We start from the raw sequence: 15,474 nt of genomic DNA, 5'->3' as shown, positions 1-15,474 counted from the left end.
CGCGCCGTTCGGCCGATGGCGGCGGCAAGGAGGATGACGGACGCGAAAGTGGGTGGTGAACGTGCCTCACAGGCACGGCGCGCATCAACTGCCGACAGGTCGCACACCCTCGTGAACAAGCCACCCGAACGCTACGATCGGCGTCAATCTCAGCAATCAGTCGACGACGTCGAGGTGACCGCCCTTGTTCACGCCAGCTCAGCTAGGTCTGGACGATCCCGCTCGCTACGTCGAGGCAGAGGAACGGTTTTCCCGGACCGCTTCGGAATGCGCCGCTTCCGCGAATGTCGCCGGGGAGGGGCGAGCACTGCTCAACACGGCGTGGGCGGTGGAGAAGCAGGGCAGAGGGGCGGAGGCAATCAAGCTGGCGGAGACAGCGAGACATCTTCTCCGTGATTCGGAGGCCCTGTCGGCTCTCGCCGAATGTTGCCACTCCATCGGCGTATGGCGGTTTCACCACTTCGACGACGATCCGCCCGTGAACGACTTCCGCGAGGCGATCCAGGTGCGCCTCGGCACCGGAGATCTGATGGCTGCCGCCCAGTCGTGGCACAACATGGGATATGTCCAGTTGGCATCCGGTGACGTCGCGGGCGCCTGGTCCTCGTACGAGCACGCGACAGATCTCCTCCGTCAGGTTCGCGACGGCGGCGACACCGAACTCGCCTCGAAGGCGTTCCGCCAGTTCGGTTTCATCCTGTCGCACCAGGCGTTCGCTGCCGCACGTCACGACTCGGCCCGCGCCGCCCTTCAAGCGACAGGACGATACTTCGACCATGTCCGGCTTACCGGCGCCCACCGTGAGCCGGTCTACGCCTACCTCGCGCCGGGAATCGCCCTAGCCGCTTCCCGCGAGGTGCCCGAGGACGAGGCGAACGCGCTCGAGGCGCTGGTGGGCATCGCTCCAGACCCGGAGTCATGGCTGCTCGCTGCCGTCCGTCAGGCGACCGACGCCATGACGTCGCCTGTGGATACGGGCACCGGCCGGCACGCCTACCTGGGCGCCCGGATCCTCGCGCTGGCAGAGCTGGCGCGCTGGCACCACATGGCCGGCCGCGGCCGGGAGGCGGACGAACTGGTGGACTTGGCCGTGAATCTGTCGCGCGCGCGGGGATGGCACGGGGAGGCAGTGCGCGCTGCCCGCGTCTCCGAAGGATCGTCGTGACGGCCACGCCGACCGCGGATTTCACCATTGCCGGCTGCACCGTCATCGATCCGGATTCCGGCACCACCACCCTCGGCTCGTTGTCGATCATCTCCGGTTCAGTCAGCACACGCACCACCGCAGATGCCGACCTCCCACACCTCGACGGCACCGGTTTGTTCGCCGTTCCCGGGCTCATCGACATGCACGTCCACGCGACCAGCGATCCTCATGGCCGGACCGCGTCGAGCTGGTCGGACATCTCGGCCACCACCATGACGCTGACGGCTGTCGCGAATCTGGCGACCGCGCTGCGCAGTGGGATCACGACGGTCCGCGACCTGGGTGCTCCGCGTGACCTCGGGTACTCCATCCGCAACGCCTGGGCCCGGGACTTGTTCGTCGGGGCCAGGCCGTTCGTCGCCGGTCCGGTCATCACCGCAGTCGGCGGGCACGGAAGCTGGCTCGGTGTCGAGTCCGAAGGAGCCGGATCCATCGGCGCGCTCGTGCGTCGAAACGCCGCCGACGGCGCGGATGTGATCAAGCTGGTGATGCGCAGCGCGGCGCGCCGGATGGAACTCCGGCCGGAGGAACTGAGGGAGGCGGTCGCCGAGGCCCGTTGGCTGGACATCCCCGTAGCCGTACACGCGAACTTCTCGGAGCGTTCGATCGACGCGGCCGTGGAAGCCGGCTGCGACACCTTGGAGCACGGCTTCGCGATATCGGAGGCCGCTGCCGGTGCGATGTCGAAACAAGGCACCGCCCTCTGCTCCACCGCTGTAGCGCTCCAATCGATAGTGAGGCGTCCGCAGCTCTGGATCCGGCAGGGAGGCAAAAGTCTGGTGGAGATGGCCGTCAGTCAACTCCCGGAGGCACGACGCAGCTTCGAGCGAGCTCTGGCGGCCGGCGTCACCCTCATCGCGGGGACGGACGCCGGAGCCGCCGGTGTGGGTTTCGACTCCCTGCCGTCCGAGCTGGAGGCCATGGTTGACTGGGGCGCCTCCCCGCACGAAGCGCTCGCGGCGGCGACGTGCAGGGCAGCCGAGGCCCTCCGTCGTCCGGATCTGGGCTCCCTGTGCGACGGCACGGTGGCAGACGTCGTTCTGCTCCGCGCGAATCCGCTCGTCGACATATCCGCGTGCAGACAGGTCGAAGCCGTGATCCAGGCCGGGCGTCTCGTTCGCCTGGACACACTGTCGCGGCTACACGGAATGGCGGTGTCCTCCGCTCCGGGCACAGTCCTTCCGCCCATCGGGTCGACCTCATGAGGCGCTGGGCCCCGGCAGCGGGGTGGAGCATCGAACCGGACGCCGACGGCCTCGCGTTGACCCACAGCGGCCGCCGGATGACCGTCCGCATGCCGCCCGAGGTCGGCAGGGAGATCGTCGCGGCCGTCGGCGGGCTGTCGTCCGCCCGGGAGCTCACCTCGCGAGGTGGCGAGGAGCTGGCCAAACTCGACGCCCGCGGCGTCCTCGGCGTAGAAGTCGTCCATGAACAGCACGTACTCGCGCGACATGAACCGGGCGCCCGCCGGGTCCGCCACTCCCCGCCGTCGCCGTACGTGCGGCCGGTTCGCGCCCTTCCGTCGGCCCACATGCGCTTCGGTCCCGACGGGCCGGAACTGGCCGGCGGGAACTCGGCAGATCGCGTCGTCCTGACCTCGACATGGGCCGTCGAGTTCGCCGCACGTCTGATCGCACGGGCGGATGTCGAGGTCGACTCTGCCCCGGAGAGTGAACTGCTCGACCTGCTGAGCCGGGCCGGCCTGTTGGTCACCGGGCGGAACCAGCATTCGGAGGAGTGGGAGTTTCACGATTCGCTCTTCCACGGGGCGACGCGCCTGGACACAAGCTTCGGGCTGTACGGTGCCAAGATCGGAACAACTCACTGGGAGGTCGACAACCCGGTCAGGCGCCCGATGACAGCGGAGCGCATCGCTCTCGGCCACGACGACCGCTCACAGGAGGGCATGACGCTCCAGGAGGCGATTTCCGCCAGGTCATCGCTGCGCGACCATGGCGGTCCGCCCATCGGGAGCGCGGAGATCAGCGCCGTCCTCGATGCGTCACTTCGGATTCGCCGCTTGGAGCGTACCGTCGCGAGCGAGCGAGCGTGGCGTTCGATGCCGACCGGCGGGGCGCTGTCGGGGCTGTCCGCCGTCGTCATCGCGGCTTCGGCCCATGACCTGGAACGCGGGGCATATGAATACGACGCCGTGAGCCACGAACTCGCGCCGGCGTCAGGACCCGCGCCGGCGATCGACCGGTGGTTGGGCCTCGCCCATCGATTGACGGGCATCCCGCACACGTCGATTCAGGCGATGGTGCTGTTCGTGCTCGACTACGCCCGCCCCGCCCGTTCCTACGACTCCATAGTCTATGCGACCGCGTTGAAAGAGGTAGGTGCCGCGCTCCAGGCCATGGCCCTGGTGAGCGCCGATCGAGGGCTGTCCTTCTGCCCGATGGGTGGCGGTTTCGCGACGACCGCGGGACTGGGAGAGGGCATCCGAACCGGCGCCGTCATCGGTGAGGCAGTGCTGGGGCGGCCAAAAGGGACCGAACGAGCCGGCGAATGACGCCCCGGGAAGACCGGGCGTTCATTCGCCGGGCCGGGAGTCGGTCATCGGCGGAACGGCCCGGCTTCCCTGCGCGACGTCATCGATCACGACACGTGAGCCTGCCGTCCTGCGGCGAACGCAGCAGCCCTCCGACCGTCACCACGGCGGAGGTGGCGCGTACGCCGTAGCGTCGACGGCATGAGAACGATGCTGGTGTCGCTCGCGGTGATCGTGGTGGTGGTGCTCGCGCTCGTCGTCTTCGTCGCCCGCCGCGACCGGACGAGGCGCCCGTCGGACGAGGATCCGGCCGCGGTTCGCCAGGCCGGCGCCGACCAGCACCGGCACGACGCGCAGCGGCAGATCGCGTCGGGCCTCGCCGAGCGGCACCGCAACCCGCCGAGCACGTAGGCACGACCGGCGGTGCGGGCCGGTTTATCGGTGGCCCCGCGGCGACCCACCGTGCAGGATCACCCGGTGGTCCCACCCGACACGGTTCTCTCCGACCTCCGCGAGGCGTGGCGCCGCACGCTGACGGACGACCTTCTCGGCCTGTACCTGCACGGGTCGCTCGTGGCAGGCGACTTCGACATGAACCGCAGCGACCTCGACCTGCTCGCGGTGCTCGCGAGGGACCCGGACGAGAAGCTCCTCGGCGTCCTCGCCGAACTGCACGCGGACCTCGACCGGCGGCACCCGCTGTGGGCCGGCCGGATCGAGGTGGAATACGTGTCACTGGACGCGGTACGCCTCGTTCCCGGCCGGGACCACGTGATCGCCCGGATCAGTCCCGGGGAGTCGTTGCACCTGCTGCCCGCCACCACCCACCGCGTCGTGACCTGGGCCGCCGTGCACGACTACGGCCGTACGCTGCTGGGACCGCCGGCCGGCGAGCTGCTGCCCGCCGTCGAACCCGGCCTCGTGCGCGCCGCCCTGCGGGACCACGTGCGCGACTGGCCGGCCTGGGTGCTCGACATGACCCCACCCGGAGCCCAGTCGTACGCGGTGCTCACGCTCTGCCGCGCCTACCAGCGCCTGTGCGACGGGCGGCAACTGTCCAAGCGGCAGGCCGCCCAGCAGACCGCCGACGACCTGCCGCGATGGGCGGACCTGATCGTCTGGGCGCGCGACTGGTGGTACGACTCCGGCCACGACAGCGATCCCGGCCGGTTCGACGAGGTCCGGGCGTTCGTGCACGAGGTCAGCGCCACCGTCCTGGCCGAGGAACGCAAGGCGGAAGCATCCGGCGGACACCTGCAGTTCGACGCCCTGACGATCAGGCTGCCGCACGTCCCGATGGACCTACTCCTTCAGGCCGATGTTGTCGATCGGCGGAGCGCCGAGCAGCCGCCGGACGGGCCACACCGTGCTCACCAGCGCCAGCAGTGCCGTACCGCCGAGCACCGCCGCCCACCCGAGCGGCGGCACGTACGGGATCGGGCTGCCGGTCAGCCCGTTGACGATCGCGGCCAGCGTCAGCACCGCGATCGTCGCGCCGATCAGCACCGCGGTGCCGAGCAGCCCGGCCTGTTCGGCCCGGACCATCCCGCGGATCTGACGGCGGGTGACCCCGACGAGTTGCAGCAACGCCAGCTCGCGGCGGCGGGCCAGCGCCGCCATCACCATCGTGGTGGCCGCCGCCAGCGCCGCGTACCCGACCATCACGCCGATCAGCAGCCGGTTCAGCCAGGCGCCGAGCGCCAGATCGGTGCTGAGCAGGCGCGTACGGGTGGCGGCGTCGAGAATCTCGGCGCCGGGCCGCGCCGCCGCCCACGTGGCCAACGCGGTGCCGGCGTCCGGGCCGCCGCGGACCAGCACCTCGTCGACGGTGTTCGCCGCGGTGTGCCCGGCGACCGTCTCGGCGGCCACCGTGACGTCGCCGAAGCCGAGGCCACGGTCGTAGATCGCGATCACGTCCAACGTGACCGGGGTGCCGTCGCCCAGCCAGAGTTCCGCCTTGTCGCCGACGTCCCAGCCGGACGAGGACGCCTGCATCGTGGACAGTGCGACGGTACCGGCGCGCAGCTCGGCCAGGGCGCCCTTGCGCACGGTGAGGTCCATCGTCGACGTGAGGCCCTCCGGGTCGACCGCTTGCGCGCCGACCGGCTCGATGCCGCCGAGCGCCCGCACCACGACCTGGGTGCGGCGTACCCCGGTGGCAGCCTGCACCCCGGCCAGCTCGCGGATCTCCCGGGCCGCGTCCGCCGGCAGTCCGCCCGGAGCGGTGAGCACCCGCTCGGCGAGCGTTCCGGCGCTGCTCTGCGTGGCGGTCTGCCGTTCCAGGTTGTCCTGCAGGAACCAGACCGAGCCGCCGAACCCGACGGACAGCACGAGGGCGGTCAGGACGGTGGCCATGCCCTGCGCGTTGGCCCGCAGGTTGGCTGCGGCCAGGTAGCCGCCGGCCCGCCAGATGCGCGGCAGCACCGGGGTGAGCAGGCGTGCCGCGTAGGCGTTGATCATCGGTGCGAGCAGCGCCACCGCGATGACGAACAGGTAGAGCATGCCGACCGCGCCGGCCAGCGCCCCGGCCGACCCGGCTCCGCCGAGCGTGAACGCCCCGGCGCTGCCGGCCGCCATCAGCGTCAGCACGCCGGCGATCATCCGTGCCGGGCCGCTGCGCCGGGGCTCGACGGCGATCTCGCCGAGCGCCTCGATCGGCTTGATGGCGGTGACCCGGCGCGCGGCGATCAGCGCGGCGACCACCGCCACCAGGACGGCCGTACCGATGGCGGCCGGCACCGCGAACAGACCGCCCGCCATCGGGAAGCCGGCCGGCACGAACCCGCGCCCGACCAGTTCGCCGTGCACCCAGCGGGCCGCCAGCAGGCCGACCGGGCCGCCGATCGCGGAGCCGGCCAGGGCGAGCAGCGCGGCCTCGGCGACCAGCATGCGGCGCACCTGCCCCGGCGTGGCGGCGACCGCGCGCAGCAACGCCAGGTCACGTCGACGGTGCCGGACGGACAGCCCGATGGTGCCGGCCACCACGAACACGATCAACAGGACGACGTACCCGCCGAAGGCCGCCCCGGCCCCGACCAGCAGGCTCTGGGCGGCCAGGTTCTCCGACTGCTCGGCCTTCCCGCGGTCCTTTCCGGCGTACGTCGTGGCGCCGGCCGCCGTCGCGATCTCGCGCACCGCGCCGAGGTCGGCGCCGGGCGCCATCCGTACGCCGATCGCGTCCACCCGGCCCGGGTGGGCGGACAGGCGCGCGGCCTGCGCGTCGGTGAAGAACACCGCCGCCGTACCGGTCTCGGCGGTTCCGCTCACCCGGTACGACCGGTTGATTCCGCCGACGACCAGCTCGATGGGGTCGCCGGGCGACACCCCGAGCCGGGTGTCGGCCACCACCTCGTCGTCGGTCCGGGGCGCGGCGCCCGCGGCGAGGCGACGACCGGTGAAGACGTACGTGTCCCAGCCGTGCCCCACGGCTGCGGGTGAGCCGATCGGCACCCGGTCGTCGCCGGTGACGGCCACGACGCCCGGCACCCGGCGGATCCGGTCCACCAGGTCGGCGTCCACGGTGCCGCCCTCGGGCAGCGCCACGGTGCTCGTGGTGGTGTCACCGTCGAACTCCCGGAACGTGTGGCTGATCGTGCGGTTGGCGACGACCACGTCGGCACTCGCCCAGAGCCGCGGCTCCGGGCGGAACCGCAGCCCCGATTCGACGAGCGTGCCCATCGCCACCAGGATCAGCACGCCGACGATCAGGGCCAGCAGGGTCGCGGCGGCGGGGCCGGTGCGGTGCCGCAGCAGGCGGGCGGCGAGGCCGGTCATCGGAGGACCCGCCCGTCCAGCGACGCCAGGTGCTCGGCGATCCGGACGGCGCCGAGCTGCGGGAGGTCGGCGACCATCGCGCCGTCGGCCAGCACGAGGACCCGGTCCGCGTACGACGCGGCGATCGGATCGTGGGTCACCATCACCACCGTCTGCCCGTGTTCGTCCACGACCGCGCGCAACAGCGTCAGCACCTCCGTCGCGGTCCGCGAGTCGAGGGCGCCGGTGGGCTCGTCCGAGAAGATGACCTCGGGGCGGGTGGCCAGCGCCCGGGCGATCGCCACCCGCTGCTGCTGGCCGCCGGAGAGCGCCGCCGGCCGGTGGTGCAGCCGGTCGGCGAGGCCGACCCGCTCGACCACGTGGGTCAGCCAGGCCCGGTCCGGACGGACGCCGGCCAGACGCAGGGGCAGCACGATGTTCTCCTCGACGGTGAGCGCGCCGATCAGGTTGAACGCCTGGAAGACGAACCCGATCCGGGTACGCCGCAGCTCGGTCAGGCGCGTCTCGGACAGCCCGGACAGGTCGGTGCCGCCGAGGACCACCCGGCCGTTCGTGGGGCGGTCGAGCCCGGCCGCGATCTGCAGCAGCGTGCTCTTGCCGGAGCCCGACGGTCCCATCACCGCGGTGAAGGTTCCCCGGCCGAAGCTGACGTCGACGCCCGCGAGCGCGGTCACCTGGTTGCGGCCGGCGCCGTACACGCGGGTGAGTTGTTCGACGCGTACCGCCGGTTCGACGGTCTGTCCCATTCTGGTGGCCTCTCTCCGTGTGCTCGGCAGGAACTGCGCGCACCAGAAACGCTATTGAGCTGGGGGAACGGCGACCATCCAGCGGGCTGCCCAGTCCGGGTACAGCAGGCACCACCTCCGACCCGTATCTCAGCGGGCCGGCGCCGAAAGGTGGAGGCGGCCGTCGTGGACCTCGGCGATCTGGTCGACGGCGGTGAGGTTCGTGCGGTCGTGGGTGACCAGGACGGTGGCGGTGCTCTGCTGGTGGGTGAGGCGGGTGATCAGCTCGATGACGGCGGCGCCGCGTTCGTGGTCGAGCGCGCTGGTGGGTTCGTCGACGAGCAGGACTGTGGGGTCGTTCATCAGGGCGCGGGCGATGTTGACGCGCTGGCGCTGGCCGCCGGAGAGCTGGTGCGGCCGGCGGTCGGCCTGACCGGCGAGGCCGACCGCGTCGAGGAGTTCCACGGCGCGGGTACGGGCTCCGGCCGGTGGGCGGCCGTCGATCTGGACCATCACCTGGAGTTGCTCGGCGGCGGTGAGGGAGGGCAGCAGGTTGGGCTGCTGGAAGACGATGCCGATCTTGTGGCGGCGCAGGTCGGCGAGTTCGCCCCGCGTCATTCCGGTGGTGGGGGTGCCGTCGATGGTGACGGTGCCGGAGTCGGGGGTGATGAGGGTTGCGGCGACCGCGAGGAGGCTGGACTTGCCGGAGCCGGAGGGGCCGATCACGGCGGTCAGGCTGCCCTTGGGTACGTCCAGGGTGACGCGGTCGAGGGCGGTCAGGCGGCCCTCGCCGTCGGGGTAGGTGAGGGTGACGTCGGTCAGGTTCAGGCTCATCGGGCGCTCCCCAGGGCGGTCAGCGGGTCGACGGAGGTGATGCGGCGGATGGCCAGAGCGGCGCCGAGGGCGCCGAGGACGACGATCACGGCCGCGGGAAGGAGGACGGTTACCGGGGTGAGGAGGAACGGCACCGTGGACCCGGCGACGAGGGCGCCGAGCGCGGCGGCGATGCCGGTGCCGAGCAGGGTGCCGCCGGTGAGCAGGACGACGGCCTGTCCGAGGGCGTCCTTGAGGAGGTTGGCGGTGGGGGCGCCGAGTGCCTTGAGCACTGCGACGTCGCCGCTGCGCTGGATGGTCCAGACGGTGAAGAAGGCACCGATGACGAGGGCGGAGATGGCGAACAGGAAGCCGCGCATCAGCTGCAGGGAGCCGTTCTCGGAGGTGTAGGAGCCGATCGCGGACAGCGAGTCGGCCACGGAGACCGTCCTGGTGCCCGCCTGCCGGGCGGTGGCTCCCAGGTCGGCGTCCGCGGTGATGGTGAGGGCGACGACGGTGGCCGTCTGGCTGCCGTCGCCGGTGCCGGTGGGAGGCGCGCTCTTCTGCCACACGTCCAGGCTGATCCACACCACGGGGGTGTGGCTGAAGGAGGCGTCGCCGCGTACGGCCGCCACTGTCAGTTGCTGCCCGGCCAGGGTGACGGAGTCGCCGGCCCGCACACCGAGGTCGGCGGCGGCCTTGGTGGACAGCACCGCCGAGCGGTCGTCGATCCGGCCGCTGTCGGGGGCCAGGCGGGAGCCGGGCCGGACGCCGAAGGCGGAGACCCCGACGCTCCGGTTTCCGGCGGTGGCCCTGGTCGTGGTGATGCCCAGCGGTTCGGCGCCGGTCACGCCGGGGGCCTCGGCCCACTGCTGCCACTGCCGCTCGGTGACAGTGGAGTTGGAGTAGGACACGTCCTGGCCGTCGCCGGGCGCCTGGAAGGCGATCCTGTCGGCGGGCAGGCCGGTGATGGCGGAAATGTTCTGCCGGCCCAGTCCGGCCGTCAGCCCGGACAGCAGCCCGACCAGCAGGGTGATCAGCACGATGACGGTCCCCATCAGGGCGAAGCGCCCCTTGGCGAACTTCAGGTCTCTCCAGGCGACGAACACGGCAGTGGCCTGTCCTTTCGGGCGGTGGAACGGTATGCATCCACGATCGCGGCCGGCGCCGGCGCGCGCGTCCGGCGTGGGACAGCACTTCGCGGGCCGAAAGGCGAGGCCCGGGTTCTAACTTTCGATAGAGGCCCCCGGGGCGCCGGCCTCGGTAACGTGGGACGCACTGTGAGCACCGCTGCCCCTGCCCTGACCCCGACCACCCGAGCCCTGGCCTGGTGCCTGCACCTGCTGATCATCGGCCTGCTCGTCCTGGCCGCCGGCCGGGCGGTGGCCGACGACCGGCCGCACGCCGGATCGATCGTGGCGGTGGCGGTGGCGTGCGGTCTGGCGTACGCCGTCGGGCCGCTCCTCCCCCGCATCCGGCGCTCGCGGCGGGCCGCCGCGTGGTGGCTGGCCGCCGTCGGCGCCGTGTGGCTGGTGTTGCTGGGCCTGTCCCCCGACGCGATCTGGGTGGCGTTCCCGCTGTACTTCCTCCAGCTCCACCTGTTGCCGCGCCGCGCCGGCCTGGCCGCCGTGATCGTCACCGCCGTGGCGGCCGTCGCCGGTTTCGGCGCCCACACCGGCTCCTTCACCCCGGCCACGGTGATCGGTCCCGCGCTCGGCGCCGCCGTCGCCGTCGGGGTGGTGTGGGGATACCAGGCCCTGTACCGGGAGAGCGAACAGCGCCGGCAGCTGATCGAGGAACTCACCGCCACCCGGGCCGACCTGGCCCGGGCCGAGCACACCGCCGGCGTACTCGCCGAGCGCGAGCGCCTGGCCCGCGAGATCCACGACACCCTCGCCCAGGGCCTGTCCAGCATCCAGCTGCTGCTGCGCGCCGCCGAGCGCGCCCTGCCCGGCCGGCCCGACGCCGCCTCCGGTCACGTCGACGCGGCCCGTCAGGTCGCCGTGGACAACCTCGCCGAGGCCCGCCGCTTCGTCGCCGCGCTCACCCCGCCCACCCTGGAAGGCACCACCCTGGCCGGGGCCCTGGAACGCCTGTGCAGCACCACCAGCGCCCGCCACCGCCTCACCGCCCGCTTCCACCTCACCGGCGACCCCGTGTCGCTGCCGACCGCCCACGAGGTGGCGCTCCTGCGTATCGCCCAGTCCACAGTCGCGAACACGGTCCGCCACGCCCGGGCCACGACGGCCGAGGTCACCCTCAGCTATCTCGGCGACCGCATCGCCCTGCACGTCGTCGACGACGGGCGCGGCTTCGACCCGGAACAGCTGCCCGCTCCCGACGTCGACGGCAGCGGCTTCGGCCTGGCGGCCATGCGCGCCCGCATGGCCGCCCTCGGCGGCACCCTGGCCGTCGCGTCCGCGCCCGGCCGGGGCACCGCCCTGACCGCCGAGCTTCCCCTCGCCCCGACCACCAGGACCGAGCCCGAGGGCCGACCGTGACCGACGACGTTCCCATCCGCCTCCTCCTGGCCGACGACCACCCGGTCGTACGGGCCGGACTGCGCGCCGTGCTGGAAACCGAACCCGACCTGGTCGTCGTGGCTGAAGCCGCCACCGCCGAGGAGGCCGTCACCCGCGCCGCCGCGGGCGACATCGACGTCGTGCTGATGGACCTGCAGTTCGGCAAGGGCATGGGCGGCGCCGAGGCGACCGCCCGGATCACCGCCGGCCCGGAAGCGCCGCGCGTGCTGATCGTCACCACGTACGACTCCGACGCCGACACCCTGCCCGCCATCGAGGCGGGCGCCACCGGCTACCTCCTGAAGGACGCCCCGCCCGAGGACCTGGCCGCCGCTGTCCGCACCGCCGCCGCCGGACGCACCACGCTGGCGCCCACCGTCGCGAACCGGTTGATGAACCGCCTGCGTACGCCGGGCACCGCCCTGACCCGACGCGAGACCGAGGTCCTCGCCCTGGTCGCCGACGGTCTGTCGAACCACAGCATCGGCGCCCGCCTGCACCTGACCGAGGGCACCGTCAAGTCCCATCTGGCCCGCATCTACGCCAAGCTCGGCGTCGAGTCGCGTACCGCTGCCGTCGCCACCGCCACCGAACTCGGCCTCATCCGCCGCTGACCCCGGGCAGGTGCGGGTCGTCGGCCGCGCCGGCTACCGGCGTCAGCGATTGAGCAGGTCACAGCCGGGGTAGTGGGCCTCCTCGCGGAAGATCAATCGGCGGCCGGGTCCCGGCCTGTCCGGCGAGAGGGGTACGACCGGTGCGGAGCTGGGTACGCGACGCCGTCGCGCGGTTACGCGGCGACGGGATGACAGTGGTCGAGCTGACCGCCGCCGCTGTGGTCGCGTGGATCGTGGCGGCGGTGGTGATCCGTCACCCGGATCCGTTCTTCGCGCCGACCGCCGCGCTCGTCGTGCTCGGCGAGTCCCGCGGGCGACGGCTGCGGCAGACCGTCGAGATCCTGCTCGCCGTGGCAGCCGCCGTGCTCGTCGCCGAGCTGCTGGTGTACGCGCTGGGCCCGGGCACCGAGACGGTCCTGCTGGTGCTGCTGCTGACCACCACGACGCTCGTGGTGATCGGGGCCCGCCGTGCCCTGGTCGTGCAGGCCACCGTCTCGGCGATGTACCTGGTCGTGGTCTCCGCGCCGAACGGGACGCTGATGCCGTTCCGCTTCGTCGACGCGCTCATCGGCGGCGCCGTGGCGCTCGCCGCCAGCCAGCTGATGGCCGCCCGTGACCCGCTGGCACCACTGGTGGCCCAGGCCCGGCGCAGCTACACCGACCTGGCCGACCTGCTCGACCAGGTCAACGCGGCGCTGCGTGGCTGCGACGAGGACGCCGCCCGCGCCGCGCTGGACCGGGCGCGGCAGGTGGACGACTGCGTCGCCGAGATGCAGGCCGCCGTGCTCGCCACCGGCGAGACGCTGCGGCTGGGACTGCGCCGCCGGCACCTGGGCAAGCTCGCCGAGGTGGAGGCCACGCTGCGGCAGCTCGACTACGCCGCCCGCAACATCCGGGTGCTGGCCCGGGCCGGCGTGACCCTGACCCGCCGGCACACCGCCACGCCGCCGGAGCTGGCCGCCGCGATCGGCGCGCTGACCTCCGCCGTACGGTCGGCCGGTGAGGCCATGGCCCACGACCTCACCGGCGCCGACGCCGACCGGCACGCGCAGCGGGCCGACGCGGCGGCGCTGGAGGCGGTCCGGATCGCCGCGGGCCTGCTGCGGACCGATCCGCCGCTGCCGGTCACCATGATCGTCGGGCAGATCCGGGCGACCGCGATCGACCTGCTGCGCGGTGTCGGCCACGACGACGTGACGGTGCTGGACCGGGTGGACGAGGCGCTCGGCCTGAGCCGGGGGTGACACGTTCGCCGCTGGTCCGCTCAGTGGTGGTGGATCGGGGTGTCGAGGTCCGTCAGCCGCCGGCCGGACCCTCCGGCGGCCAGGGCGACGAACTCGGCGGCGATCGCCACGGCGGTCTCCTCCGGCGTCCGCGCCCCCAGGTCGAGTCCGATCGGTGAGGAGAGCCGGGCGAGGGCGGCCTCGTCCACGCCCGCCTCGCGCAGACGGCGCAGCCGGTCGGTATGGGTGCGGCGGCTGCCCATCGCGCCGATGTAGCGGGCCCGGGTGCGCAGGGCGACCTCCAGCAGCGGGACGTCGAACTTCGGGTCGTGGGTGAGGACGCAGAGCACTGTGCGCTCGTCGACGGCCGTCGACTCCAGGTATCTGTGCGGCCACTGCACGACGAGGTCGTCGGCGTCGGGGAAGCGCTTGCGGGTGGCGAACACCGGCCGGGCGTCGCACACCGTGACGTGATAGCCGAGGAAGCGGCCGATCCGGGCCACCGCGACGGCGAAGTCGATCGCGCCGAACACGATCATCCGTGGTGGCGGCAGGTACGACTGCACGAACACGGACACCTCGTCGTGCCGCTGCTGCCCGCGCGTACCGAGTCGAACGGTTCCGGTGGTGCCGAGGGCCAGCATCCCCTCGGCCTGCTGCGTCACCGCGCGGTCCAGGTCGGCGTCGCCGAGGGTGCCGGCCACCCGGTCGGGCCAGACCACCATCTGGGCCATTCCGGCGGACGCCGTCGCCACCGGCGTACCCGCGCGGATCGCGGCGAGCACCGCGTCGGGCTCGGTCAGCACGACGTCCGGCTGCACCAGCACCTCGATGGTGCCGCCGCAGGTCAGGCCCACCTCGAAGGCGTCGTCGTCGCCGACGCCGTACGTCTCGGTGCGCACCTGGCCGGTGCGTATGGCCTCCCGGCACAGCTCGTACACAGCGCCCTCGACGCAACCTCCCGAGATGCTGCCGACGACCTCACCGTCGGCGCAGACCGCCATGGCCGCGCCCGGCGGTCTGGGCGCCGACTTCCAGGTCCGCACCACCGTCGCGACGGCGAACCGGACGCCGGCGGCGCGCCACGCGCTCAACCCGTCGACGATGTCTCGCATTGCCGCACGATCCGTGAGCAGCAGCGGCACCGTCAACGCCGACCTAAGGACTTGCTTAGGTCGGCGTTGACTTCCGCGGGCACCGGCACCACATTGACGACTTCCGGAGGTGCGATATGCAGGTGCCGGCCCCGTTCGAGTACGAACGAGCCACCAGTGTGGACCACGCCATCAGCCTGATGGAACGGCTGGGCAGCACGTCACGGCTGATCGCCGGCGGGCACAGCCTGCTGCCGATGATGAAGCTGCGGCTGGCGAGTTTCGACTATCTCATCGACATCAACGATCTCCACGACGAGCTCGGCTACATCGAGGCGGGCCCGGACGAGCTACGCATCGGTGCGCTGACCCGGCATCGGGAGCTGCTGGAGTCCGCCACCCTGACGGCGGCCTTCCCGATCTTCGCCGACGCCGAACGGGTGATCGCCGATCCGATCGTGCGCAACCGGGGCACACTGGGCGGCTCCCTGTGCCAGGCGGACCCGTCGGAGGACCTGTCCGCGGTCTGCACCGCCCTGGACGCGAGCTGCGTGATCCGCGGGCCCGGCGGCGCCGAACGGGTGGTGTCCATGGAGGAGTTCCACGTCGGGCCGTACGAGACGGCCGTCGGCGACGGGGAGATCCTGGTCGAGGTCCGGCTGCCGGTGCGGCCCGGCTGCGGCAGCGCCTACGAGAAGGTGGAGCGCCGGGCCGGCGACTGGGCGGTGGTCTCGGCCGGCGCCGCGGTCTGGCTCGACGGCGGCGTGATCTCCGACGCGCGGGTCGGGCTGGCCGCCGTAGGCCCGAACACCACAGGTATCCCGGAGATCTCGGCGGCGCTGCGCGGGCAGACACCCAGCGAGAACCTCTTCGCGCAGGCCGGCGCGATCGCCGCGCGCAGCTGCGATCCGGCCACCGATCAGCGGGGCAGCGCGGACTACAAGCGGCACCTGGCCGACGAGCTGACCAGACGGACCCTGCGCCGGGCCGTGGAACGGGCGAGGAGCTGAG

At 72.5% G+C, this 15,474-nt stretch carries 14 protein-coding genes and 1 pseudogene; 9 read left to right on the top strand and 6 right to left on the bottom strand.

The window, feature by feature from the left end; genetic code table 11:
• Positions 1 to 184 precede the first annotated feature (184 nt).
• The 4 genes from A4R25_RS31490 to A4R25_RS16790 all read left to right on the top strand — a co-directional run bounded on the left by A4R25_RS31490 (position 185) and on the right by A4R25_RS16790 (position 4,109).
• Entirely contained in the window at positions 185 to 1,165 is a 981-nt protein-coding gene (locus tag A4R25_RS31490; protein ID WP_147265147.1) for a hypothetical protein, read from the top strand.
• Positions 1,162 to 2,412 (top strand): amidohydrolase family protein, encoded by a 1,251-nt coding sequence (locus tag A4R25_RS16800; protein ID WP_064447336.1) that lies wholly within the window; start codon positions 1,162 to 1,164, stop codon positions 2,410 to 2,412. The genes A4R25_RS31490 and A4R25_RS16800 overlap by 4 nt, the downstream gene beginning before the upstream one ends.
• Positions 2,409 to 3,719 carry a nitroreductase family protein gene (locus A4R25_RS16795; protein ID WP_064447335.1) on the top strand — a complete coding sequence of 437 codons (1,311 nt, stop codon included), beginning with the start codon at positions 2,409 to 2,411 and terminating at the stop codon, positions 3,717 to 3,719. The genes A4R25_RS16800 and A4R25_RS16795 overlap by 4 nt, the downstream gene beginning before the upstream one ends.
• Before the next feature lie 180 nt (positions 3,720 to 3,899).
• A complete protein-coding gene (locus tag A4R25_RS16790; protein ID WP_043325343.1) occupies positions 3,900 to 4,109 on the top strand; it encodes a hypothetical protein in 210 nt (69 codons plus the stop codon).
• Between the two features lie 321 nt (positions 4,110 to 4,430).
• Here A4R25_RS16790 and A4R25_RS31845 read toward each other — a convergent pair whose 3' ends face one another.
• Positions 4,431 to 4,643 carry a hypothetical protein gene (locus A4R25_RS31845; RefSeq protein ID WP_231915554.1) on the bottom strand — a complete coding sequence of 71 codons (213 nt, stop codon included), beginning with the start codon at positions 4,641 to 4,643 and terminating at the stop codon, positions 4,431 to 4,433.
• Here A4R25_RS31845 and A4R25_RS31840 point away from each other — a divergent pair.
• Positions 4,548 to 4,844, top strand: a pseudogene (locus tag A4R25_RS31840) (aminoglycoside adenylyltransferase domain-containing protein); the annotation flags it as partial. The gene A4R25_RS31845 and the pseudogene A4R25_RS31840 sit on opposite strands and share 96 nt — an antisense overlap.
• Before the next feature lie 156 nt (positions 4,845 to 5,000).
• On the opposite strand, the gene A4R25_RS16775 reads toward A4R25_RS31840, so the two are convergent.
• The 4 genes from A4R25_RS16775 to A4R25_RS16760 all read right to left on the bottom strand — a co-directional run bounded on the left by A4R25_RS16775 (position 5,001) and on the right by A4R25_RS16760 (position 10,119).
• Positions 5,001 to 7,472 carry an ABC transporter permease gene (locus A4R25_RS16775; RefSeq protein ID WP_064447332.1) on the bottom strand — a complete coding sequence of 824 codons (2,472 nt, stop codon included), beginning with the start codon at positions 7,470 to 7,472 and terminating at the stop codon, positions 5,001 to 5,003.
• Positions 7,469 to 8,218, bottom strand: coding sequence for an ABC transporter ATP-binding protein (locus tag A4R25_RS16770; RefSeq protein ID WP_064447331.1), 750 nt, complete (start codon positions 8,216 to 8,218; stop codon positions 7,469 to 7,471). Before A4R25_RS16770 ends, A4R25_RS16775 begins: the two co-directional genes overlap by 4 nt.
• A gap of 129 nt (positions 8,219 to 8,347) precedes the next feature.
• Positions 8,348 to 9,031 (bottom strand): ABC transporter ATP-binding protein, encoded by a 684-nt coding sequence (locus tag A4R25_RS16765; protein ID WP_064447330.1) that lies wholly within the window; start codon positions 9,029 to 9,031, stop codon positions 8,348 to 8,350.
• The gene (locus A4R25_RS16760) at positions 9,028 to 10,119 is read right to left on the bottom strand and encodes an FtsX-like permease family protein (RefSeq protein ID WP_064447329.1); all 1,092 of its coding nucleotides are present in this window, start codon (positions 10,117 to 10,119) and stop codon (positions 9,028 to 9,030) included. Before A4R25_RS16760 ends, A4R25_RS16765 begins: the two co-directional genes overlap by 4 nt.
• Positions 10,120 to 10,290: 171 nt before the next feature.
• Here A4R25_RS16760 and A4R25_RS16755 point away from each other — a divergent pair, with 171 nt between their 5' ends.
• The 3 genes from A4R25_RS16755 (at position 10,291) to A4R25_RS16745 (ending at position 13,390) form a co-directional block, all read left to right on the top strand.
• Positions 10,291 to 11,511, top strand: coding sequence for a sensor histidine kinase (locus tag A4R25_RS16755; RefSeq protein WP_064447328.1), 1,221 nt, complete (start codon positions 10,291 to 10,293; stop codon positions 11,509 to 11,511).
• A complete protein-coding gene (locus tag A4R25_RS16750) occupies positions 11,508 to 12,146 on the top strand; it encodes a response regulator transcription factor (RefSeq protein ID WP_043325350.1) in 639 nt (212 codons plus the stop codon). Before A4R25_RS16755 ends, A4R25_RS16750 begins: the two co-directional genes overlap by 4 nt.
• Before the next feature lie 140 nt (positions 12,147 to 12,286).
• Entirely contained in the window at positions 12,287 to 13,390 is a 1,104-nt protein-coding gene (locus tag A4R25_RS16745; protein WP_064447327.1) for an FUSC family protein, read from the top strand.
• 20 nt (positions 13,391 to 13,410) lie between these two features.
• Here the strand turns inward: A4R25_RS16745 and A4R25_RS16740 are convergent, their stop codons facing one another.
• Positions 13,411 to 14,484 (bottom strand): XdhC family protein, encoded by a 1,074-nt coding sequence (locus tag A4R25_RS16740; RefSeq protein WP_064447326.1) that lies wholly within the window; start codon positions 14,482 to 14,484, stop codon positions 13,411 to 13,413.
• Positions 14,485 to 14,600: 116 nt separating this feature from the next.
• On the opposite strand from A4R25_RS16740, the gene A4R25_RS16735 reads away from it, so the two are divergent.
• Entirely contained in the window at positions 14,601 to 15,473 is an 873-nt protein-coding gene (locus A4R25_RS16735) for a xanthine dehydrogenase family protein subunit M (protein WP_064447325.1), read from the top strand.
• The last annotated feature ends 1 nt before the right edge of the window (position 15,474 follow it).

It is taken from the genome of Micromonospora sp. NBRC 110037 (genome assembly GCF_001652995.1).
GTDB classification, from domain to species: Bacteria; Actinomycetota; Actinomycetes; order Mycobacteriales; family Micromonosporaceae; genus Micromonospora; species Micromonospora chalcea.
This window is presented reverse-complemented; position numbering and strand designations above follow the sequence as displayed.

What these genes read in the sequence shown, in the direction of transcription:
- A4R25_RS16765 (WP_064447330.1), bottom strand. Translation starts at nt 9,031, where the DNA reads ATGAGCCTGAACCTGACCGACGTCACCCTCACCTACCCCGACGGCGAG.
- A4R25_RS16735 (WP_064447325.1), top strand. Translation starts at nt 14,601, where the DNA reads ATGCAGGTGCCGGCCCCGTTCGAGTACGAACGAGCCACCAGTGTGGAC.
- A4R25_RS16790 (WP_043325343.1), top strand. Translation starts at nt 3,900, where the DNA reads ATGAGAACGATGCTGGTGTCGCTCGCGGTGATCGTGGTGGTGGTGCTC.
- A4R25_RS16770 (WP_064447331.1), bottom strand. Translation starts at nt 8,218, where the DNA reads ATGGGACAGACCGTCGAACCGGCGGTACGCGTCGAACAACTCACCCGC.
- A4R25_RS16795 (WP_064447335.1), top strand. Translation starts at nt 2,409, where the DNA reads ATGAGGCGCTGGGCCCCGGCAGCGGGGTGGAGCATCGAACCGGACGCC.
- A4R25_RS16775 (WP_064447332.1), bottom strand. Translation starts at nt 7,472, where the DNA reads ATGACCGGCCTCGCCGCCCGCCTGCTGCGGCACCGCACCGGCCCCGCC.
- A4R25_RS16740 (WP_064447326.1), bottom strand. Translation starts at nt 14,484, where the DNA reads ATGCGAGACATCGTCGACGGGTTGAGCGCGTGGCGCGCCGCCGGCGTC.